Origin of the sequence: Streptomyces canus (assembly GCF_030815415.1) — a bacterium.
GTDB classification, from domain to species: Bacteria; Actinomycetota; Actinomycetes; order Streptomycetales; family Streptomycetaceae; genus Streptomyces; species Streptomyces canus_F.
This window is the reverse complement of record NZ_JAUSWW010000001.1, coordinates 9,472,515-9,493,460: the sequence shown is the minus strand read 5'-3', so window position 1 is coordinate 9,493,460 and position 20,946 is coordinate 9,472,515. Positions and strand designations below refer to the sequence as shown.

21 protein-coding genes, 1 tRNA gene and 1 pseudogene are annotated in these 20,946 nt (G+C 70.2%); 9 read left to right on the top strand and 14 right to left on the bottom strand.

Annotated features, from left to right (window positions below; genetic code table 11):
• Window positions 1-51 precede the first annotated feature (51 nt).
• The 3 genes from QF037_RS44080 to QF037_RS44070 form a co-directional block, all read right to left on the bottom strand.
• Entirely contained in the window at window positions 52-1,128 is a 1,077-nt protein-coding gene (locus QF037_RS44080; RefSeq protein ID WP_307035324.1) for a PucR family transcriptional regulator, read from the bottom strand.
• 47 nt (window positions 1,129-1,175) lie between these two features.
• Complete coding sequence (locus QF037_RS44075; RefSeq protein WP_307035322.1) at window positions 1,176-2,396, bottom strand: cation:proton antiporter; 1,221 nt, start codon at window positions 2,394-2,396, stop codon at window positions 1,176-1,178.
• 719 nt (window positions 2,397-3,115) lie between these two features.
• Window positions 3,116-3,424, bottom strand: coding sequence for a flotillin domain-containing protein (locus QF037_RS44070; RefSeq protein ID WP_373463891.1), 309 nt, complete (start codon window positions 3,422-3,424; stop codon window positions 3,116-3,118).
• Between the two features lie 60 nt (window positions 3,425-3,484).
• Between QF037_RS44070 and QF037_RS44065 the strand changes: the two genes are divergently transcribed.
• Window positions 3,485-3,646 (top strand): hypothetical protein, encoded by a 162-nt coding sequence (locus QF037_RS44065; protein WP_307035320.1) that lies wholly within the window; start codon window positions 3,485-3,487, stop codon window positions 3,644-3,646.
• 40 nt (window positions 3,647-3,686) lie between these two features.
• On the opposite strand, the gene QF037_RS44060 is transcribed toward QF037_RS44065, so the two are convergent.
• The 3 genes from QF037_RS44060 to QF037_RS44050 all read right to left on the bottom strand — a co-directional run bounded on the left by QF037_RS44060 (window position 3,687) and on the right by QF037_RS44050 (window position 5,986).
• On the bottom strand, window positions 3,687-4,007 hold the full coding sequence (locus tag QF037_RS44060; protein WP_307035318.1) for a hypothetical protein: 321 nt from the start codon (window positions 4,005-4,007) through the stop codon (window positions 3,687-3,689).
• Window positions 4,008-4,050: 43 nt separating this feature from the next.
• On the bottom strand, window positions 4,051-5,355 hold the full coding sequence (locus QF037_RS44055) for a phytase (protein ID WP_373463890.1): 1,305 nt from the start codon (window positions 5,353-5,355) through the stop codon (window positions 4,051-4,053).
• A gap of 190 nt (window positions 5,356-5,545) precedes the next feature.
• Entirely contained in the window at window positions 5,546-5,986 is a 441-nt protein-coding gene (locus QF037_RS44050; protein WP_307035316.1) for a hypothetical protein, read from the bottom strand.
• A 161-nt stretch (window positions 5,987-6,147) separates the two neighbouring features.
• Here QF037_RS44050 and QF037_RS44045 point away from each other — a divergent pair, with 161 nt between their 5' ends.
• On the top strand, window positions 6,148-7,335 hold the full coding sequence (locus tag QF037_RS44045) for a serine hydrolase domain-containing protein (protein ID WP_307035314.1): 1,188 nt from the start codon (window positions 6,148-6,150) through the stop codon (window positions 7,333-7,335).
• On the opposite strand, the gene QF037_RS44040 is transcribed toward QF037_RS44045, so the two are convergent.
• Entirely contained in the window at window positions 7,307-7,945 is a 639-nt protein-coding gene (locus QF037_RS44040) for a dihydrofolate reductase family protein (protein ID WP_307035313.1), read from the bottom strand. The two genes, QF037_RS44045 and QF037_RS44040, sit on opposite strands and share 29 nt — an antisense overlap.
• Window positions 7,946-8,207: 262 nt before the next feature.
• Between QF037_RS44040 and QF037_RS44035 the strand changes: the two genes are divergently transcribed.
• A tRNA-Met gene (locus QF037_RS44035) sits at window positions 8,208-8,284 on the top strand.
• Window positions 8,285-8,367: 83 nt separating this feature from the next.
• On the opposite strand, the gene QF037_RS44030 is transcribed toward QF037_RS44035, so the two are convergent.
• Window positions 8,368-9,285, bottom strand: a complete 918-nt coding sequence (locus QF037_RS44030; protein ID WP_307035311.1) for an aminoglycoside phosphotransferase family protein — start codon at window positions 9,283-9,285, stop codon at window positions 8,368-8,370.
• A gap of 129 nt (window positions 9,286-9,414) precedes the next feature.
• On the opposite strand from QF037_RS44030, the gene QF037_RS44025 reads away from it, so the two are divergent.
• Window positions 9,415-10,035, top strand: a complete 621-nt coding sequence (locus QF037_RS44025) for an SMI1/KNR4 family protein (RefSeq protein ID WP_307035309.1) — start codon at window positions 9,415-9,417, stop codon at window positions 10,033-10,035.
• 100 nt (window positions 10,036-10,135) lie between these two features.
• Here QF037_RS44025 and infA read toward each other — a convergent pair whose 3' ends face one another.
• The 3 genes from infA to QF037_RS44010 form a co-directional block, all read right to left on the bottom strand.
• Window positions 10,136-10,360: a translation initiation factor IF-1 gene (gene infA / locus QF037_RS44020; protein ID WP_307035307.1), complete on the bottom strand. Its 225-nt coding sequence runs from the start codon at window positions 10,358-10,360 to the stop codon at window positions 10,136-10,138.
• A complete protein-coding gene (locus QF037_RS44015) occupies window positions 10,357-11,145 on the bottom strand; it encodes a GNAT family N-acetyltransferase (RefSeq protein ID WP_307035305.1) in 789 nt (262 codons plus the stop codon). The genes infA and QF037_RS44015 overlap by 4 nt, the downstream gene beginning before the upstream one ends.
• A 270-nt stretch (window positions 11,146-11,415) precedes the next feature.
• Window positions 11,416-11,868 carry a hypothetical protein gene (locus tag QF037_RS44010; RefSeq protein ID WP_307035303.1) on the bottom strand — a complete coding sequence of 151 codons (453 nt, stop codon included), beginning with the start codon at window positions 11,866-11,868 and terminating at the stop codon, window positions 11,416-11,418.
• Between the two features lie 173 nt (window positions 11,869-12,041).
• Between QF037_RS44010 and QF037_RS44000 the strand changes: the two are divergent.
• Window positions 12,042-13,076: pseudogene (locus QF037_RS44000) on the top strand (ABC transporter transmembrane domain-containing protein); the annotation flags it as partial.
• On the opposite strand, the gene QF037_RS43995 reads toward QF037_RS44000, so the two are convergent.
• A complete protein-coding gene (locus tag QF037_RS43995; protein ID WP_307035299.1) occupies window positions 13,072-14,616 on the bottom strand; it encodes a CYTH and CHAD domain-containing protein in 1,545 nt (514 codons plus the stop codon). The pseudogene QF037_RS44000 and the gene QF037_RS43995 sit on opposite strands and share 5 nt — an antisense overlap.
• A gap of 196 nt (window positions 14,617-14,812) precedes the next feature.
• Here QF037_RS43995 and QF037_RS43990 point away from each other — a divergent pair, with 196 nt between their 5' ends.
• The 3 genes from QF037_RS43990 (at window position 14,813) to QF037_RS43980 (ending at window position 17,261) form a co-directional block, all read left to right on the top strand.
• Window positions 14,813-15,220, top strand: coding sequence for a hypothetical protein (locus tag QF037_RS43990; RefSeq protein ID WP_307035298.1), 408 nt, complete (start codon window positions 14,813-14,815; stop codon window positions 15,218-15,220).
• A gap of 137 nt (window positions 15,221-15,357) precedes the next feature.
• Complete coding sequence (locus tag QF037_RS43985) at window positions 15,358-15,777, top strand: KUP/HAK/KT family potassium transporter (protein ID WP_307035296.1); 420 nt, start codon at window positions 15,358-15,360, stop codon at window positions 15,775-15,777.
• On the top strand, window positions 15,678-17,261 hold the full coding sequence (locus QF037_RS43980) for a KUP/HAK/KT family potassium transporter (RefSeq protein ID WP_307037682.1): 1,584 nt from the start codon (window positions 15,678-15,680) through the stop codon (window positions 17,259-17,261). Before QF037_RS43985 ends, QF037_RS43980 begins: the two co-directional genes overlap by 100 nt.
• Before the next feature lie 16 nt (window positions 17,262-17,277).
• On the opposite strand, the gene QF037_RS43975 is transcribed toward QF037_RS43980, so the two are convergent.
• Entirely contained in the window at window positions 17,278-18,525 is a 1,248-nt protein-coding gene (locus QF037_RS43975; protein WP_307035294.1) for an acyltransferase family protein, read from the bottom strand.
• A gap of 105 nt (window positions 18,526-18,630) precedes the next feature.
• Here QF037_RS43975 and QF037_RS43970 point away from each other — a divergent pair, with 105 nt between their 5' ends.
• A complete protein-coding gene (locus QF037_RS43970; protein WP_307035292.1) occupies window positions 18,631-19,956 on the top strand; it encodes an AI-2E family transporter in 1,326 nt (441 codons plus the stop codon).
• Window positions 19,957-20,070: 114 nt separating this feature from the next.
• Here QF037_RS43970 and QF037_RS43965 read toward each other — a convergent pair whose 3' ends face one another.
• Entirely contained in the window at window positions 20,071-20,793 is a 723-nt protein-coding gene (locus QF037_RS43965) for a dienelactone hydrolase family protein (protein WP_307035290.1), read from the bottom strand.
• Window positions 20,794-20,946: the final 153 nt, after the last annotated feature.

The window sequence follows — 20,946 nt, the reverse complement described above, 5'->3', positions numbered from 1 at the left end:
CACTCGCGACTGGAGCGTCGGGTGGGCGGTTGGGGGCTGCTCGCCGTAGGTCTAGGTGGAGGTGCCGGCCGAGTGCAGGGGTCTGGTGGGCCAGTCGAGCAGGCGGGCGCCGATCACCGCGGTCTGCAGGGTGTAGCGGTGGCCGGGGTCGGTCGGGTCGCTGCCGGTCAGGGTGTGAATGCGATCGAGCCGGTAGGTGAGCGCGCGCACGCTGAGGGACAGCCGCCGGGCCGTGGCCGCGGCCACGCAGCCGCTGTCGAAGTAGGCGGTGAGAGTGTCGAGCAGGGGCCGCGCTCCACCGCGTGCCTGTTCCAGCGGCCCCACGGTGTTGCGTACGAGGTCCACCAGCGCCTGCCGGTCCCGGGCCAGGACGGGGAAGACCAGCAGGTCGGCGGCGCGCAGCAACGGCTCGTCGAGGCCCATGCGCTGAGCCACGTCGAGCGCGTTGAGGGCCTCTTCGTAGCTGTGTCCGATGCCGATCGTGCCCGGTCGGGGTCGGCCGATGGCGGCCTGGGCCCGGCCGGCTGCGGCGTAGGCGTGCTTGGCGAAATGCGTGAGGACGTCGTCCTGGTCGGCGGGGGCGATGCACACCATCCGGCCGTCCTTGGTGGTGAACAGGATCCGGCGGTTCTCGAAACGCGCGAACAGCTCGCCGGCCACCTGCCGGGGAACGGGGTCGGTCTCGTCGTACTCCTCCGGCCCCTCGACCACGGCCACCGCGTGGGCGCGGGACAGCCGCAGCCCGAACCGTTCGGAACGCGCGGCGAGTTGGCCCGGGTCGCCGCGACCGTGCAGCAGGTCGTCGATGAACTCCCGGCGGGCGGCCTCTTCTTTGCGGATGACGAGTCGTTGCGCGCGCTCGTATCCGTCGGCGAAGGCGTCCACCGCCTGCTCGACGACGGTGAGGACGCTGTCCGGATCGGCCGCTCGTGGCCAGCCGTCGCGGCTGGCCACGAGGTGCGCGCGTACGAGGGTGCGCCAGCCAAGTCCGGCCTCGGCCGCCCGTGCGCCCAGGGCCCGACGGGACTCGATCTCGTCACGGGTCAGGTGGCGTCCGGTGCCAGTGGCGTCCGTCAGGATCGTGGCGAATCCGTCGAGGAACGTCTCCGCTGTGCTCTGGCTGTTCATGTCATCCCCGTTCGGTCGGTATGTCGTCGGCCGCGTGTTCCCCGCGCTCAGCCGTTCGCCCGCACGACTTCGCCGAGCTCGGCCGGCACGGTCGTGTCGGGCGAATTACCCGTCCTGGAGCGGGTGGTGAGGCGGCGCGCGAGGGGTTCGGTCCATCGTGCGGCAAGCGGTCCGAGGACGAGCAGGATAAGGACGTAGGCAGTGGCGAGCGGGCCGATCCCGGGTTCGACGCCGACGGCCAGTCCGGCGATGACGATGGAGAACTCACCGCGCGCGACCAGCGTGCCGCCGGCCCGCCACCGGCCCCTCACCGATATCCCGGCACGCCGTGCCGCCCAGTAGCCGGTGGCGACCTTCGTCAAGGTGGTGATGGCGGCCAACGCGAGTGCCGGCATAAGGACCGGCGGGATGTCCGCGGGGTCTGTGTGCAGGCCGAAGAAGACGAAAAACACCGCGGCGAACAGATCCCGCAGGGGCGTGAGAAGACTGCCGGCACCTTCGGCGACCTCTCCGGACAGAGCGATGCCGACCAGGAACGCGCCCACCGCCGCCGACACCTGCAAGTGCTGGGCGACCCCGGAGACCAGCAGGGCCAGGCCGAAGACGACCAACAGAAGCATCTCGGCGCTGTCGGAGGAAACCGCCCGGCTCACCAACCGGCCATGGCGCAGGGCGACATACAGAACCGCGCCGACCGTGCCCAGGGCGATCAGCAGGGTGACCGCGCCTCCCGCCAGGCTCACCCCGGCCAGCAAGGCGGTGAGGACAGGCAGGTAGAGGGCCATGGAGAGGTCTTCCAGAACCAGAACGCTCAGGACGACCGGCGTCTCGCGGTTACCGAGCCTGCGCAGGTCCCCCAGTACCTTCGCGATGACGCCGGAGGAGGAGATCCACGTGACGCCCGCCAGCGCGACGGCGGCCACCGGCCCCCAGCCGAGCAGGAGCGCCATTGCCGCTCCCGGAGTCGCATTGAGCACGAAGTCGACTGCGCCGGAGGGGTATTGGGTCTTGAGGTTGGTGACGAGTTCGGAGGCGCTGTACTCCAGACCGAGCAGCAGCAACAGGAGGATGACGCCTATCTCGGCTCCGGTGGCGACGAACTCCTCGCTGGCCTGCAGCGGCAGGATGCCGCCGTGGCCGAAGGCGAGTCCGGCGAGCAGGTACAGGGGTATCGGCGAGAATCCGAACTTCCCGGCAAGGCGGCCCAGCAGGCCCAGAGCCAGGATGATGGCTCCGAGTTCGATGAGCAGGGCGGTGGTGTCGTGCACGGGCGTCACTCCTCCGTCGGTGGGATTGGGTGGCGGCGTCTGTGCCTGTTGCGGGTGCCGGGGGCAGGGGTGTCAGCCATGCGGGTCGCCCCGATGCCGGACGGGTGCGCGGGTTCTCGTCGGGGGCGTGCGACGACGAGAGCGAGAGGTTGAGGCCGCAGGGGGCGAGGGCCGCGAGGTCTCTGCCATGCGGCTCAGCTCGGAAAGGGGCAAGGGGCCCTTGCTGCCGGGTCGCGGCAAGCCGGGAACGGCCGTTTCGGCGGTGGGGAGCGTCAGCGTGCGGGGCAGTGGCTCGGGCCGGCGCTGCCGCCCGTATCGGGGACGCTGTCACGAGCGGAGTTGTGGACGCGCACGCAGACAACCCGACCCATGTCACACCCCCCGCCTCACGTCAGCGGTCCGACCGCCGACCACCACTTCACGGCTGAGCAACTATTCGCTCACCAGAGCGAATGTGCTCGGAAGGGGAGTTTAGCGCACGCCAAAAGGTGAAGATCGTGGGTTCCGGTGCCGGATGCCCACAGGCGCCCGGCACCGGAACCCTCCGTGGTGCTCCCCGCGACCGATGGTGCCCGTCCGGAGACGACCCGCACATTGCCCGATTCCGGCAACCTTCATCGGCGCTTGTTTCCTGAACGCACCTGCCGGACAGGGCACGCCTCCGTGCGAACGGCGAGGACCCGCCCACCGAGCGAACGGTGAGCGGGTCCTCGTGAGCCTCAGCGGGTGATCTCGGCCTTGCCGTTGAGCTGCTCCCCGGCCGCAGTCGAGGTCCGCTGGGTGACGCCTTTCAGGAGCTCGGCGAGGTCGACGCCCGTGGTGGAGTTGAGGAGTTCGAGACCCTGGGCGACATTGTCGGCGACCGCGCGCGGGATGCGGCCGGCGCCGTCGGTGGAGATGACCGTCATCTTCTGCACCGCGCTGAGCGGCTCGGACGCCTTGGCGACGACCTCCGGCAGCACCTCGACAAGCATCTGCAGAATCGCCGCGTCGCCGTACCGCTGATACGCGTCGCCCTTCTTGTGCATCGCTTCAGCCTCTGCCGCGCCACGCAACGCGACCGGGATGTGCCGGGAGACAGGTCGAGCGTGAACTTCTGCTGCACGAACGGCACGACGAACACGCCGCCGCCGACCACGACCTTCTGGCCGCTGTTGTCGGTGAACACCCCGGCCCGTATCCGGGTCGTGGACTTCTTGCCGCGCCGCCCGGTGACGACGAACGCCTCACTCGGACCCGCCACCTTGTAGCGGGTGACCACGGACAGTGCGAAAGAGAAGAGTTGAAGAATCAGCGGTCCACCGGACGGACCGCGACCGACGTGGCGGACAGCGCCGCCTCCACCCACACCTCGGCGCCCCGCGCCACCGGACCCGTGCTGCGGGCGGCGAACTTGACCGGCTGACCGGCGAGTTGGAGCAGGATCTCGCCGTAGCCGTCCGCCGGGATGGCTGTGACCACGTTGCCCGACGTACCCACGAGGTCGTTCCCCGTCGGGGCGAGAGCTGTCTGATCACGCATCAGAACACGGCTGAAGCGGTACGTCAGCCAAGCGGTGCCCACGCCACCGTCGAGAACGCCGTCGAAGACCAGCGACAGGGCGAGCGGCACTACCCCCGTGATGCCGAGTCCGAGAAACCCGGCCCCTAGGGAGTCATCTGTCGGTGGCGTCCACGACCGCGCCGAGGTCGACGAACTTGAAGCCGGTCGCCGTACGTGTGCCGCCCTCGCCGTCCGGTGCTTCGGGTGTCTCCTGGCCGTCCTGGACGACGAGGAGGCCGTGCGGATAGCGGTCACCCAGCGGGGCGTTCAGGACGGCCGCTCCGTCGCACTCCTCCACGCTGTCGAGGGTCGGCGAGGCCGCAGCGATCCGGAAGCCGCCCTCGTACTCGTTGCCTTCGCTCACCTCGCGGTCGTACAGGACGAAGGTGTTGTCACCTTGACTGGAGGCAAGCAAGTAACCGTCCCCGTCCGGCTCTTGATAAAGCGTCAGACCCTCGACGTCGGCCGAAAGGCGAGTGCCGCCGTATCCGGGGTCGGCGCCCGGCGTGCATTCCTCGCTCTCTTCGTCGTACGTCCCCGGCACGCCGTACTCCTTGACCTTGTCCACGAGGACCGGCTTGCCGGTGAGGTCCGCGCGCAACCGCCAGATGCCCACGTCCTCCTGGCCGGCGTAGAGCGTGCCGGTGGCCGGGTCGACGACCATGCCCTCGATCTGCGGGAGTTCGCCGGGCTCCAGGCAGGGGGTCCAGGAGGTGCCGTTCGGGAGACGGAAGGAGGACGGGAGGTCGAGGGTGCGGACCTTGCGGTAGCCGACGGTGCCGTCTGCGGCCGGGACGAGTTCGAGCAGCGCCAGGCGGGTGCGTTCGCGCTGGCTGACGAGGGCGTACGACCGTCCCGTGGCCGTGTCCTTCCAGGTGGCCAGGCCGTACGCGGTGCGCTGGTCGTTGATCTCGGCCTGGTCGGTAGAGAAGACGGGTGCGGCGGCCGGGTCGGTGATGTCGGTCAGGGGCCCGCCGGGATGGGAGGGGGCGATGCGGTAGATCCGCAGGCGGTCGTTGCCGCGGTCACTCACGACCGCCACGTCGGTCCGGCCGGTCGAGGTGCGCAGGCCGGAGACGAGGTCGACGTTGTTGAAGCGGCCCGGGGCGTCGTCCTCGGAGGGCGGTTTCGGGGCCGGCAGCGACTGCACGAGGCGGGCGTCCAGGTCGTAGACCCGCAGGCCGCCTTCCTTGGCGGTGGCCACGACGAGGCTGCGTCCGGGGTGTGCGGGGTTGCGCCAGATCGCGGGGTCGTCGGCGTCGGAGTTGCCGCCGGCCTCGTCGTCGTGGAGTGCCGCGGTCTCGCTCGTGGCGGTCACCGTCGGCAGGTCCGCCGCAGTCACGGGGGACGCGGCGAGGACAGTTGCCAGAGCGGCGATGGCCGCCGCCCTTCGTGCGGTGCGGTGCGTCGTTCTCACGGGCGCTTCCTTACCGTCGAGAGTGCCATGGACATGCAGATCCTGCGGGCGGAAGCTTGCGCACAGAAGACCGTCACCTGTCCATCAGCCGCGAGCAGTACGGCAGTTGGCCGGCTGAAGTTGGCCGGAAGGCCACCCGATGCTCGATGCATCGGCACGCATGGGGCAGGGCGCGCACCGCACGTGGTTTTCAGGGCTGTCCCGTGTACTCCACCGTCTGCTCCTCCTGCACGGTCAGCGTGCCGATCGCCGTCGCGCTCACACCGGCCAGGAACGCCACGGCCGTTGCGGCGCCGACAACCGCGAGCAGCCGGCGCGGTCGGCCTCGCAGCACGGGCGGCTGCGGGGCGGGTGCGGGGAAAGGCGGTGCGCCCATCGTGAGTTCCCGGCGGGCGGCCACCCATTGCCGAGTGTCCTCGGCGCCGAGGCCGCAGGCGATGAGGAAGGCGACGAGAACGGCCTCACGGGGCAGGCGATCGCGGCGGAGCATCGTCGCCGCCGTCGAGTACGGGAGCACCTCGCCTGCCGCGTGCGCCGCGCGCTCCAACTCCCGGTAGCTGAGGCCCGACCAGGCCTTGAGACGGCGCAACTCGGCCATGAACGCGGCCTCTCCGGCGGTGGGGGCAGGCACGGGCGGTGGCGTCACAGGGGTGTCCCTCCGATTAAGTGGGCCGCGCTGACCTGCGCGTACAGGAACTCGCACAAGCTCGCACAGCCCCTGTGTTGAAGAGGGCCGGGAGCGGCGGTCAGCCTCGGCTCACATCTGTCGTCGTCGTTGACTTGGAGGCATGTGTGACTCGTCCCGGTTCCCTCGTGCTGTTGCTCGTGCTCGCACTCGTCGGGTGCTCGGATGTCCACACTGTGGCCGGAACCGGGGCCGGCGGCGGGAAAGAGGCAGCCGCCTCGGCGCGGGACCCGATCGACCCGGCCGTCGAACGCTTCCTCGATGAGGCACTCCCCGAGGGGCCCGGCATCACGGTGGCCACCGCCCGAGGGGACGAGCTCACGCACTGTGCGGGGCGCGGACTGTCCGACCGCTCCGCGAAGACCCCCGCGACCTGCGACACCGTGTACGACGACATGTCGATCACGAAGCAGTTCACCGCGGCGGCGATCCTGAAGCTGGAGATGACCGGCAAGCTCCACGTCGGTGACCCGATCGGCACGCATCTCGGGCGGGTGCCCGACGACAGGAAGGGCATCACCCTGCACCAGCTCCTCACCCACACGGCGGGCCTGCCCCAGTCGCTCGGTGACGACTACGACCCGCTGACACGCGCGCAGATGCTGGCCCAGGCGATGAAGGCCCCACTCCAGTCGGGTCCCGGCGAGGAGTTTCACTACTCGAACCTCGGCTACAGCCTGCTCGCCGCGATCGTCGAGAAGGTCTCCGGGCAGAGCTACGAACACTTCCTCGCCCAGCACCTGTTCCGGCCCGCCGGGATGACCCGCACCGGTTACGTGCTGCCCGACTGGAAGCGCGCGCAGGTCGCCGTCGAGTACGACCGGAACGGACGCCCCCAGGGACGGCCGATGGACCACCCGTGGGCGCCCGACGGGCCGTACTGGAATCTGCGCGGTAACGGCGGCATGCTCACCACCGCCCGTGACATGTTCCGCTGGCACCGCGCCCTCACCGGCGAAACCGTCCTGTCCACAGCCGCGAAACAGAAGCTGTTCGCCCCGCACGTGCGGGTACCCGAGGTGGACGGCGCCTACGGATACGGCTGGGTCGTCATCGACTCCGACGAAGGCCGGTTCGCCTGGCACGACGGGGGCAACGACTGGTCACTGGCGACCGTCGCGGAGTTCCACCGCGACGAGACGATGGTGTTCTGGGTGAGCAACCAGGCCTACCGCAAGGGAAAGTGGAACCTTGAGGACGATCACGTCGAGCTGACACAGGACATCGCCGACCGGATACGGCACGCCACCACCGGTGCCGGGCGTGTCAGCGGCGGACCAGGACCGCGTGCGTGACGGTCGGGGAGCCGACCAACTCGGCAACCCGGTAGCCGTCGATCCCCTCCCCCAGATTCTCGAGCAGCCGCTCCCCACGTCCGATGAGGATCGGCGCGATCACCAAGTGCAGCTCGTCGATCAGCCTGGCGCGCAGGTACTGCTGGATGACCGCCGCGCCGCCGCCGATCCGGACGTCCTTGCCGTCCGCGGCGTCGACCGCACGCTGCAGCACCGTCTCCACCGGTTCGTCGGTGAAGTGGAAGACAGTTCCGCCGGCCATCTCCAGCGTCGGGCGCAGATGGTGTGTGTGCACGAAAACGTCGTGGTGGTAAGGCGGATTGTCGCCCCACCAGCCCTTCCAGGACTCGTCCTCCCACGGCCCGCGCTGCGGCCCGAACATGTTCCGCCCCATGATCGTGGCGCCGACATTCTGGTCGCCGCGGACGAAGTAGTCGACATCGATTCCGGTCTTGCCCGCGGCGGAGTCCTCCATCGCGGAGACGAACCAGCTGTGCAGCTCGTCGCCCCAGCCGACGCCGTCACCGAAGGGGGCGTCGAGTCGCTGGTTCGTGCCGGCGACGAAGCCGTCGAGCGAGATCGTCACGTTGTGAACCCGGACCTTGGGCATGGCCTTCACCTCTCGTGTTGGTGGCCTTCTCTCACCCCTGCGTCGAACACAGCCTGCCTGGATCGACATCGGCGCGCACATTTTCTTGCGGCGGACCACATTGCTGCCCCGCACACAGCCTCCGGCTCTGACGAAGGGCGTCACCAGGTCGTTCAATTCCGTCTGACTGCGGCCCGGTTGGGGTGTCGACCGGGCCCCTCGCCGTGACGCCGGGGCGCTGGTAAATCTCCACCCCCTGGATGGCGTAGGCTGTGGGTACCGACGCGGGGTGGAGCAGCTCGGTAGCTCGCTGGGCTCATAACCCAGAGGTCGCAGGTTCAAATCCTGTCCCCGCTACCAGTGACCCGGCCCCCTTTCCTTTCCGGAAGGGGGCCGCAGTCGTATCCGCCCACCGGGCCCAGGTCACCTCGGCCAGGGTGGGGTCAGCGGTGGGCCGTCGCGGTCAGGCGGCGTAGTGCGGCGTGGGCGGGTGGGCCCCAGGTGGGCTTGCCGCCGGGGCGGCCGTGGACGCCGGCGTCCGCGATGTGGATGCAGGCGAGGGCACGCAGCACCGCCCAGCCGCGGGCGCGGCGCAGGGTCGCGGCGTCCGGGGTCGGGCGGTAGGTGTCGTAGAAGCCGTCGACGGCGCCGTCCGGCAGGAGTATCCACGGGGCGGCTAGGTCGCAGGCCGGATCGCCGGCGAAGAGGTCACCGAAGTCGATCACACCGCAGATGGTGCCGTCCGCGGTGAGCACGTTGGCCGGATGCAGGTCGCCATGGAGCCACAGGTCCGGACCCGCCCAGTCGGGGGCCGCGACGGCGTCTTCCCAGACCGCGCGGACGGCGTCCGGGTCGCGGATCAGCCCCAGCTCGGTGGCCGAGCCGAACATCCTGGCGAACCCCTCGGCATGGTCGGCCAACGGCCCGCCCCGGTCGCGGCCGGCGGGAGCCCCGGTGGGCGCGGGTCGGTGCAGAGCCGTCAGGAAGGCGGCCAGGGCGTCGGCCGCCTCCACGGCACGTGTGGCCGGGGCACGGTCGGCGGGCTCGCCCGGCACCCAGGTGGTGACGATCCAGGGGCGCGGAAACCGCTCGGAGGGCTCACCGAGGCGCTGCGGGACCGGGACCGGCAGCGGAAGGTGCGGGGCGAGCGACGGCAGCCAGGTGTGCTCCTTGCGCAGCAGGTCGTCCGCGGACTGCGTCGCCCAGGGCAGCCGGACGGCGAGGTCGTCTCCGAGGCGCCACAGCTGGTTGTCCCACCCCAGCGCGCCGAGCTTCAGGGGGTGATCGGCCAGGTCAGGGTGCTGGTCACGCAGCAAGTCCCGGACCAGCTCCGCCGTGATCTCGATCTCGGTATGGGTCATGCGAGGCAACCGTAGCCAAGCCGAGATCCGCCGTTCGCGAGGCCACCCTCCGCCGGCGACTCGCGAAGCGCTCCGGTGTCGTTCAGGTGCCGCTGTACAGTGGCGGCGGACGAGAGAAGCGATCCTCCGATGGACTCCCGCATATCGCGCATACGCTCCAAGCTGGCGAAGGTGCCGTACCAGGTGCAGCGCAGCTATTCGTCGGGCGCAGAGTGTCACGGATTTCGCGTCGGCCCGCGTATCAGGGCCGCGCGGGTGGACGCCTTCGAGGGCGAACACCACATCGCATTGCCGTCGGCCTACCGAGAGTTCCTTGTCGAGCTCGGGGGCAGCGGTGCCGGCCCCTTCGGCGGTCTGCTTCCGCTGGAGGAGTGCAGGCTGTACACCATGGACCGGCAGCCTCCGGACGGCGCCCCGCGGGGGTTCCATCACGTGAGCCATCCGGAAGCGCTGCGAGGAGACCTGTTCCTCCACATCGTCGAGATGGGCGGCACCGACCTGTGCCTCATCGGCGTGACCGGTCCCCTCACCGGCCGCGTCCTCGTCGGCAACGCGGACGGCTTCTGGCCGCCGAACGTCTCCTCGGCCTCCGACTTCCTCGCCTGGTACGAACGTTGGCTGGACCACATGCGGGAGGGCAAGGACAACGCCGCTCTGGGGCTCGCCTCCCCTGCGACCGTGGCGAACACCCCCTGGGGTCCCCGTGCCAGGGCTCGGAAGTCTGTGCGGTCGCAAGCCCCGGAGAGTTGAGGCGACGGGACGCGAACCCGGGCCCTCATCAAGGCCCCGGTCAGGCAAGCGCGGTGACCGGGGCCTCGGGATCAGTTGTCGCGGAAGGTACCGGCCGCCGCTAGTTCCGGTACCGGAACACGATCCGGCCGCGCGTCAGGTCGTACGGCGGGAGTTCCACCAGCACCCGGTCCTCCAGCATGATCTTGATGTAGTTCTTGCGGATCTTCCCGCTGATGTGCGCGAGCACCTGGTGGCCGTTCTCGAGCTGCACGGTGAACATGGCGCTGCGCAGGCACTCGACGACCTTGCCCTCGACTTCGATGACGTTCTTGCTCTTCGTCATCGCACCAGCTCCAGGTTGCTGCTCATCGGCCGGGCGCCGATGCCCTCGAACAGCGCCGAGGCCGCGTGGTTGGACTCCTGGACCTCGGTCCAGGCCTCAGTGAACCCGGAACGGTGCAGCGTCCCCAGCGTGTGGGCCAGCAGTGCCCGCCCGATGCCGCGGCGCTGCTCGCCGGCCCGGACCGCGATCAGTCCGATGCGCGGCCGGATCACCGTCACCACCCGGATCAGGCCCAGGTAGCGGCCGGGCGCCGCGGCGACCGCGTACTTCGACGGGTCGACGATGGTGTCGCCTTCGGGGCGCGGAATCACCTCCGCGGGCATCGACTGCCACCCGACGGTCGCCTCGACCTCGTCACGGATCGCACGGTCCACCGCCCTCAGCAGGTCCTCGTCCGCCTGACCGGCGGGCACGATCGTCACGCCCGGCGGCAGGACTTCGTCGAGCCCTGTGGCACGGGGGTCGGTCGGTACGGCGTACTCCCACTCGCGGCGCCGGATCGTGAACCCGGCCCGCCGCCAGCCGGCCATCAGGTCGACGTCGGCTTCGTCGACCACCGTGTGCAGCGGGGAGGGCAGTTGCGTCAGCATCGCTTCGGCGAGACGGTCGAAGACGGCGTCGTGCCAGGCGTCGATGCTGACGAACAAGCGTCCGTCGGGCCGGTGCACCGCGTGCCCGCGACCGACCACCAGGTCGTCGTCGAGTGCGTGCCATTGCCTGTCCGCGACGCGCGTGATCATCACGGCGTTCTCGCCCAGGCCTGAGGTGAAAGGTTTTGTGTTCATCGGAGTCTCCCTCCAGGAGTGCCTCGATCTCAGGCGCTCCTGGCGACACCGATCGTCAGCCGCCGGACCGTGACGGGTTGGGGGAGCACCCATGGGTAACTGTGTTCACGGGGCTCACCTCCATACGACGACTTCACGGTCCACCGCGAAAGTAGCATCGGGGTGCGGGCTCGCTCAAAGCCTTTTGCGCGCGAGATGGGCCTTGGCCGCTCTCGTCGGGGTCGTCGGGATGCATGAACGGCCCCTCCGGTGCTGGTCGCACCGTCATCGTCAACAACGCCCGAGGAACCGACGGCGAGCTGCTGAGCCTGACCTACTGACACCGAGGATCTGGCCGTTGCGGTTGACGTCGAGCCCGGCCCCCATGATCACCTTGTCGCCGGTCGGGATCTCGGTGACCGCCTTGGTGGCGGGGTCTATCTTCAGGACCTTGCTCGGCTGCGGCGGGTTCCCGATGTAGCCCGGGGTGTACGTCAGAGCGATCAGATCGCCGTTCGGGGCGACGGCGAGGTCCACCACGTTGGTCAGGCCGGAGACCCAGGCCTCGGGGCCGTTGGGGCCGACCTTGTAGATCCGCGACTGGCCCGCGTAGACGCCAAGGCCCGCGACGTAGGTCGTGCCGTCGGCGGCCCGGGCGATACCGGTGGGCACCCCGTCGCGGTCGTTCTCGATCGTCGGCATCACGAACTCCGTGGAGGTGGTGCCGCCCGTGGTGCACACCACGGTTGAACGGGTTGGAGTACTGCTCGCGACCATCGGGGTTCGTCCGCGTCTCGAGGTCGACGTAGTCCGCGACGACGGAGCCGTCACGGGCCAAAACGCGGTGTCACACTAAGCGGGTTCGGGGCGCATGACCGTGCCTATCAAATCCATCTGCCGCCCATCTCTAGCAGCCCATCGTCTACGTCGGGCTGTCGTTCAGTTTCCGCTTCGGCGCCCGCGCCGGCGAAGGTGCCTCCGTGACCGCCGCGGCGAACGTGGCCACCGAGGACGCCCGCCGCGTCGGTTCGTGGGCCTGGTGGCACCCCACGCGGCACGCGCCCTGGTGGGCCGTCAGTGCGCCATGCACGACAACCACGCCCTCGTACGCCACGGTGACATCCGTGGCCGACAGCTCATGACCGCGGGACCATGGCTCTCGTCGTCGGCGTCGCGGCCACGACCGGCCTGGCGGTCGGCGCGGTCGTGCTGCTGCGGGTGTCCGTGCCCCTCGGGCTCCTCGTCCTGTTGGGTACCCCCCTGGTGCTGTGGCTGGTCCACCTGCTGAGCAAACCGCTGGAGCGGCGCAGCGAGACCGAGCAGGAGCGCGCGGCGCGCGCCTCGGGCGTCGCGGCGGACCTCGTGGCCGGGCTGCGCGTACTCAAGGGCATCGGCGCCGAGCAGGCGGCCGTCGCCCGCTACCGGCGGGTGAGCCGGGACTCGCTCACCGCCACCTTGCGCGCGGCCGCGCCGAGGCCTGGCAGAGCGGGGTCGTGACCATGCTCACCGGCGCGTTCCTGGCCCTGGTCGTGCTCGTCGGCGGACGCCTGGCCGCACGCGGCGACATCGGCCTCGGCGAGCTGGTCACCTCCGTCGCGCTGGCGCTGTTCCTCATCGGTCCGCTCTCCGAGTTCTCCTGGGTCAACGCGACGTTGGCCCAAGGCCGCGCGTCCGCCGCCCGTATCGCCGAAGTCCTCGGTGGCGACCACGCCGTAGCGTCAAGACCGTCCGCCACAAGCACCGTGCCGCAGCGGGTGGAGGGCCGGCTGCGGTTGCGCGGTCTGTCGTACGGGCCACTGCGCGACGTCGATCTCGACATCACGCCCGGCGAGGCGGTCGGTGTCATCGCCACCGATCCGGCCGACGCGACGGCGCTGCTGCGCTGTCTGAGCCGCCGCGCCGACCCGGACACCGGGGCCGTCGAACTGGACGGAACCGAACTGGCACTCAGTGGTCGAGCGCCTTGCGCAGGCCGCTCCGCGACGCGTCGGCCCATACGGCCGGCAGCTCCCGTTCGCGCCGGTCGGCCACGGCTTGCTCCTGTCCGTACAGCAGACCCCAGACGAAGCCGGTTTCGCCGGCCACGTGGGCTGCCAGGGCGATCTTCCGCAGGGCATCCCGTGCCACGACGCTGTCCTGGTGGTCCCCGAGCACCTTCTGGACAGCCTTGACCCGCTTGCCGAGACGCTTGGCGGGCTTTCCGAGGGCGGCACGCGCCGGCTCCGTGGCGTACCGCGTCCGTTTGGCCGCCTTGCGGGCCTCGTGAAGGGCCCTGTCGCGATCCGGGCCCGGCGAGAGGTCCAGCGCGTGTGTCATGCGGGCGGACAGCCGGCCGTAGTCCTTCACGATGGCCTTGGCCGTGACCTTCTTCGGTTTCCGGGCGGCCTTGGCGCGGAGCGGGGGCCGTTCCGTGAGCGTTGTCAGTGAGTCCAGAAGGGCCAGGTAGCGGTCTGATTTCAGGGCGTCGAGAGTGCGCCGCCGGGCCTTGGAACTCTTGTCGGCGTCCCAGATCTGCAGCCGTGCCGAAACGGGCCCGAAGGCCAACTCTGCAGGCACCGCCTCGACCTTCGTACTCAGCCGTGCCAGAAGGACCTCCTGGTCGCGTTCCGCGCCCAGCTCACCGCCCAGCCACTTGAGCTCCTTGCGGAGCGGATCAGTGGTCTTCCGGTCCAGGACCGGACGGTAGGAACGCAGGACACTGCGCAGCCGACGAGCGGCGACGCGCATCTTGTGCACGGAGTCGGGCACGTCACGCCGTACCGCGGGGTCCAGCGCCACCAGGGTGCGGATCTGTTCGGCCACATATCCGAGGACCGCTTCGCCGGCGGATCCGCGGACCACGGTCTCTCCGGCGGGTGCGTCCGGCACCCGGGGCGCTCCGACCGCCGTCTCCTCCAGGGCCCGGGCCAGCTTGGACGGAGAGTCGGCACGATGCACGCCGCTCTTGCGCAGCGTCTTGTCCACGACGTCCAAAAGGGCCGGATCGGCGTCCGGTGCGAGCTCGACCTCCATCTCGGTCCAGGAGGTGGCGCGCGTGCCGGTGGCCAGCAGTGCCTCGGCACGGACCGCGTCGATGCTCAGCTCGGCGAGGACGGCGCCCTGCGAACCGACGAGCTGCCGCACACCACGAGTGGAACGGATCCGGACGACCGGCCGCAGCTCCGCCCCCCGGGTACGGGAGAGAGCCAGGTCGCGCAGCGCGTCCGGAAGGGTGTCGGAGAGCGGGGCCCGCACCTCTTCCCGGCTGTCTCCCGACAGCGGCAGCTTGAGATGCCAACCCGCGTCCGTCCCGCCCGTCCTCCTGCGGAGCGTGACCGAGGCGCCGGCCAGACGCAGGTCGACGGTGTCGTAGTACACGGCGTCCAGATCCTCGGTGCCCCGGTCCACGACGGACGCGATCCCGCCCACACCGGCGAGGTCGGGCAGCCAGGTCGTGTCGTCAGCCGACGGGGCCTCGTACTTGCGCTCTGTTTCCTGCTGCGACTCGGTCATGCCTTACGCGTACACGTCTGGGCGCCGAACAAACACCGCAGGTCCACCCATCCTGGCCCGGAAGCCGCAGCCGAGCGGGCTTCGCGCTGCTTCTGCGCCGTGCGTTTCGCGCCGCCATTCAGCGCAGCAGCGCGCGCCGGACATGGGCTGCGTTCCTAGGGTCACGGTGACGACCACCACCCTCAAGGAGATGTTCATGGGAATACGCACCACCTGCGTCCTCGCCGCGACGGTCATCCTCGCCACCGGCCCGCTCAACGGCCTCGCACACGCTCAAGCCGACCTGAACTGCAGTGACTTCGTCTACCAGGAGGACGCGCAAGCGGAGTTCGACCGCAACCTCAGCGACCCGTACCGGCTGGACGAGGACCAGGGACCGGACGACGGCATCGCCTGCGAGGTCCTCCCCCGCAGGAGCACCGCGGCCGCGGTGGCCGTCACCGCTCTCCCCACCCGCGGCGTCCAGGGCGGCGTCGGAGGCGGCACGGGACCCGCCGACTTCGAAGTGGTGCTCGGCGTCGGCCTTGTCGTCGGGGCCGTTGCGCTGGCAGGTGCGTACACGGTTCGGCGGCGCCGGGCCTCCGGCGGTCCACGCAGCACCTGACCACCTTGCCGGTCGTGCGCACCGTCGTCAGGCTCCGGGGCGATGGGTGCCGCCCCTGCCGAGCGTGCGGCCACGGGATCTGTATCGTCCGCTCCGTGCCCCGGGTCCGCAGATCGGCGGTCCCCAGGAGGAGCGCCATGGCCGAGCACCGGCAGGGAACCGAGTCGGACGACGGAGCCGCGTCGCGAGCGAGAGCGCGTGACACGGTGCGTCTGGCCGTGGTCATCGGTGCGCTCGGGATGGTCTTCGGTGACATCGGGACCAGCCCGATCTACACGCTCCAGACGGTGTTCAACCCCGCCGACCCACACCCCGTCCCGGTCAGCACGGACAACGTGTACGGGGTGGTGTCGCTGGTGTTCTGGTCGGTGATGATCATCGTCACGGTCACCTACATCCTGCTGGCGATGCGCGCCGACAACGACGGCGAGGGCGGCATCATGGCGCTCATCAGCCCCTGCTGCGACGATGGAGTTCCCAGCGGGGTCGCAGAGCGGCCGTCGTCCTGGCCGCGCTCGGCATCTTCGGCGCGTCGCTCTTCTTCGGCGACAGCATGATCACTCCCGCGATCTCGGTGCTGTCCGCGGTCGAGGGACTCAAGGTCGTCGAGCCATCCCTGAAGGACGCGGTCGTGCCCATCACCGCGGTGATCCTCGTGCTCCTCTTCCTGGTGCAGCGCAGGGGAACGGCGGCGGTGGGACGGGTGTTCGGGCCGGTCATGATCGTCTGGTTCCTGGCCATCGGCACGTGCGGCGTCGTCGGCATCACCGACCATCCGGGCATCCTCAGGGCGCTGTCTCCGACGTATGCGTCGGGCTTCCTGTTCGGCCACTGGGGCACCGCGTTCTTCGCCCTGGCCGCGATCGTGCTCGCCGTCACGGGCGCCGAGGCGCTCTACGCCGGCATGGGCCGCTTCGGCCGCCGGGCGATCACCCGGGGCTGGCTGTGCCTCGTACTGCCCGCCTGCGTCCTGAGCTACATGGGTCAGGGCGCCCTGATCCTCGAAGATCCGGACAACATCAGCAGCCCGTTCTTCCTGCTCGTACCCGACTGGGGGCGCTGGCCGATGGTCCTGCTCGCGACGGCGGCGACCGTGATCGCCTCGCAGGCCGTGATCACCGGCGCGTACTCGGTCGCCTCCCAGGCCGCCCAGCTGGGCTATCTGCCGAGGCTGCGCATCGCCCACACTTCCGAATCGACCATCGGCCAGATCTACGTCCCCTGGATCAACTGGCTGCTGATGGTCTCGGTCCTCACCCTGGTCTTCGCCTTCCGCTCCTCCGCGGAGCTGGCCTACGCCTTCGGCATGGCGGTCACCGGCACCATCACCATCACCACCCTGCTGTTCCTGTACGTCGCCCACGCCAAGTGGGGCACGCCCACGTGGCTGATCGGCATCGGCGGAGGCCTGCTCCTCTTCGTGGACCTGCTGTTCGTGGCGGCCAACATGACCAAGCTCGTGCACGGCGCCTGGCTGCCGCTGCTCATCGGCCTCACGGCCTTCACCGTCATGACGACCTGGCAGCGCGGCCGCGAACTGGTCACCGAACAGCGGGCCCGCGCCGAAGGATCGCTGCCCGAGTTCGTCGACGACCTCCGAAGCGGCGAGGCCGTCACGCGCCGGGTTCCCGGCACCGCCGTCTTCCTCAACCGGGACAAGGAGACCGCACCGCTCGCCATGCGGGCCAACGTCGAGCACAACCACGTGCGGCACGAGCAGGTCGTGATCCTCTCCATCAAAACCGAGCCCGTGCCCCAGGTGCCCGCCGAGCAGCGGATCGTCGTGGACGACCTCGGCTACGCCGACGACGGGATCGTCCATGTCACTGCCCGCTCGGCTACATGGAGACACCGGACGTTCCCGGCACCCTGGCCATGCTCGACCCGGCCCAAGCGGCTGTTCATCGCCACCTCCTGCATCACGGCTGACGCCGCCGAGTACTTCAGCCTCCCCCGCGACCGCACGGTCATCATGGGCTCGCACATCGAGGTGCAGGAGGCATCCACGGTGGATCCGGCCTCGGAAATGTCGGCGCCATGAACGCGGCGAGTGCCGGTCACAAGGCGGAGGAACGCTCCGCGGCGACCACCGGCTCCCATCGACGCATGCGGATCGGGTCGCGTCGCAGCAGGGGCCGTTCGACGAGGGCGTACGAGGCCAGGGCCGCCACGGCCGTCGTCGCGAGGCCGGCGGGAAGCAGCCGGTCGCCGTGCACGCCGAGGTCGGAGAGCAGCCGGATGACGGGGTAGTGCCACAGGTACATCCCGTAGCTGAGGTTGCGTCCGACCCAGGCCGGTGCGGACGTCGACAGCAGATGGGAGGGCCATGCCCGCGGACACAGGTCGAGTGCTGCCACCACCGTGGCCGACACCACGGCGGTGGCCAGGAACCCGACCGTGTACCAGACAGGGTTCCATCCGCTCGCTCCGGTGATCGGGATCTGCCAGGCGATCAGCCCCAGCAGCGCGAGCGCGGGCCCGCACAACCGTCCCGCCCAGTGGCGCAGCAGCGCCAGCCGGGGGTCGTCCGCGCGCAGTCGGGCCAGCACGACGGCCAGCAGAGCCCCCACGAGGAGTTGGTCGGCTCGCGTGTCGGGGCCGTTGTAGATGCGGTGCGCCGCCGTCGGGTCCCAGAGCACCGTCCGCCAGATCACCGGCAGCACGCACAGCACCGCGACCCAGACCAGCACGGTCCGCGCCGCCGCGTGTCGCAGCAGTACGAGCAGCAGGAGCGGCCAGGCCAGATAGAACTGCTCCTCCACCCCCAGGGACCAGGTGTGGGCAAGTGAGGTGGTGAGGTCCGAGTACGGCCCGGGCTCCCCCGCCCGTACGAGATTGACCACCGATACCGCGGCCAGCGCCGCCGCCACCCACGCACCGTCGAACAGCGGCAGCGGAAGCGCCACGGACAGCAGAGCGGTGACCACGCACATCGCCAGCATGGCCGGCCCCAGCCGCCGCCACCGCCGCCGGTAGAACGCCCCCAGGCCGATGCGACCGGTACGGGCGTACTCGGCGACCAGCAGCCGGGTGATGACGAATCCGCTGAGCGTGAAGAAGACGTCGACGCCCACCGACCCTCCGGGCACCAGGTCCGGCTCCACGTGATAGACGATCACCAGCACCACGGCGACCGTCCGCAGTCCGTCCAGCCCCGCCACCCGCCCACCACGCGACGCCGACGAGAAGCCCCGCCCCGCGGGTCTGCGCGGTTGCGCCGATGAGGGGGCGAGCGGAGGCGCCGCTCGCACACCCGGGCTCTGCTCCGTGGCCTCGTCCACCGTGCTCGCGTGTGGGGTGCTCATAACGGCCGCGTCTGCCCAGGTGCGGCGGGGTCACACAATTTCTCATCCTCCCCTCATGGTCGGGGCGGCGTCCGGTCGCAAGGGGCCGTGGGCGAGACTTGCCCGGTGGCACGCACAGACGAGACCGCTCAGGGCGCACCGAACGCATCCGCATCCGACACGGCGCCGAGCCCCCAGCCTCCACCCGGGCAAGCCCCTTGGCCGGGTGCGCGGATGCCGCGCTGGCTGCCGCGCGCCATCGTGCTCGCGCTCGCCCTGGTCGCCGTGTTCCAACTGGCCGACTGGGCCTTTCACCGACTCCTCGGCCTGCTGATCAACATCCTCATCGCGTTCTTCCTCGCGCTCGCCATCGAGCCCGCGGTGAGCCGGATGGCCGCACGGGGAATGCGCAGAGGACTGGCCGCCTTCCTGGTCTTCCTCGGCCTCGTGGTCGTGACGGCCGGTTTCGTCACGCTGCTCGGCTCCATGCTCGCCGAGCAGGTCATCAAGATCGTCGAGGATTTCCCGGCCTACCTCGACTCCGTCATCAGCTGGATCAACACCCACTTCAACACCCAGCTGAGGCGCGTGGACGTCCAGGAGGGCCTGCTCCGCTCCGACTGGCTGCGCAACTACGTCCAGAACGGCGCCACTGGTGTCCTGGACGTCTCCGCCCAGGTCGTCGGGGGACTCTTCCAACTGCTGACGGTCACGCTGTTCGCGTTCTACTTCGCCGCCGACGGCCCCCGGCTGCGCCGCGCGCTCTGCTCCGTCCTGCCGCCCGCCAAACAGGCCGAAGTGCTGCGCGCCTGGGAAATCGCCGTCGACAAGACCGGCGGCTACATCTACTCACGCGCCCTGATGGCGCTCGTCTCGGGCATAGCGCACTACATCCTGCTGGAGTCGTTGGGCGTTCCCTACGCGCCGGTGCTCGCCGTGTGGGTGGGCCTGGTCTCGCAGTTCATCCCCACCATCGGCACCTATCTCGCGGGCGCCCTGCCCATGCTCATAGCGTTCACGGTCGACCCCTGGTACGCGCTGTGGGTGCTGGTGTTCGTCGTGATCTACCAGCAGTTCGAGAACTACGTGCTGCAGCCCAAGCTGACCGCCAGGAGCGTCGACATCCACCCGGCGATCGCCTTCGGGTCGGTCATCGCCGGCACCGCCCTCCTCGGAGCCGCCGGCGCCCTGATCTCCATCCCCGCGGTCGCCACACTCCAGGCGTTCCTCGGGGCGTACGTGAAGCGCTACGACGTCACGGACGACCCTCGCGTCGAAGGCCACCGGAACAGGGGCTCCGGTACGAGTGCCGGTGGGCGCGGCAGGAGATGGCCCAGGCAGAGGACCGCGGAACCGGCACCCGCCGCCTCGGCACAGCACTCCTCAGAGGCGGGCGGCGAGCAGCCCCCGGTCGGGGAGCCTTCGTCCACCGTCGACAGCGCCCGTCCGTGACCGCTGTCGTCCAGCCGGCCGGGTGCCGCCATCGAGGAGGGCCGGGGCCTGTCCTCGATGGCGGCAGTCAAGCCGGGACGGACTACCGTCCGATGCCTGCCTGACGGCCTGGCCTCACTTCAGGTGCCGGCCGAAGAACCGGTTCGCGTCCTCCCCCTCGAACCAGGGGGTGCCGGTGTGTCCGCCCATGTTGGCGTGCAGCGTCTTCTCCTTGGTGCCGAAGGCCTCGAACAGGTCCAGGGCGCGCTGTCGCGGGTTGCCCTCGTCGTCCCACTGCAGCAGGAGCAGCAGCGGAATGGTGACCTGACGGGCCTCCTCGCGCTGGGCGCGGGGCACGAAGCCCCCGGCGAAGAAACCGGCGACGGCGATGCGTGGCTCGACCACCGCCAGCCGGATGCCGAGGGCCATCCACCCCGAGTAGCCGACCGGGCCGCCGATCTCGGGCAGCGCCAGGAGGGCGTCCAGTGTCGTCCGCCATTCCGGGACCGCGTTCTCGACCAGCGGGCCGACGAGGGATTCGAAGATCTCGTCGACCGGCTCGCCGGCCTGCATCGCCCGGCGCAGGTCGGTGCGGGTCTGCTCGCCTGCGGCGGAACGGGGCCGGTCGCCACACTCGGCGGCGTCGATGGTGGCCACCGCGTAGCCGTTCGCCGCGGTGTGCCGGCCCCGGGCCACCAGCCGGTCCTGACTCTTGGGCAGGCCGTTGTTGTGGGCCATGAGGATCAGCGGGACCGGTGCGGTGGATTCAGGGGTCCACAGGGTGCCGGGGATCTCGCCGAGGGTGAATTCGCGTTCGAGGACGCCGTCGTCGAGGCGCTGCTCGGAAGTGAATCGCATGGTCGTGCCTTTCGGGAATGCGCTGGAACGGCGCTCCCGGACGACCTATCGTCCGACCGCGACCCCGGAGGGGAGCACCCATGTCGATACTGCGTTCACGGGTACCACCTCCTCGTCTCCGGCACGGCCTCCGCGAAGGTAGCAGCGGTCGCC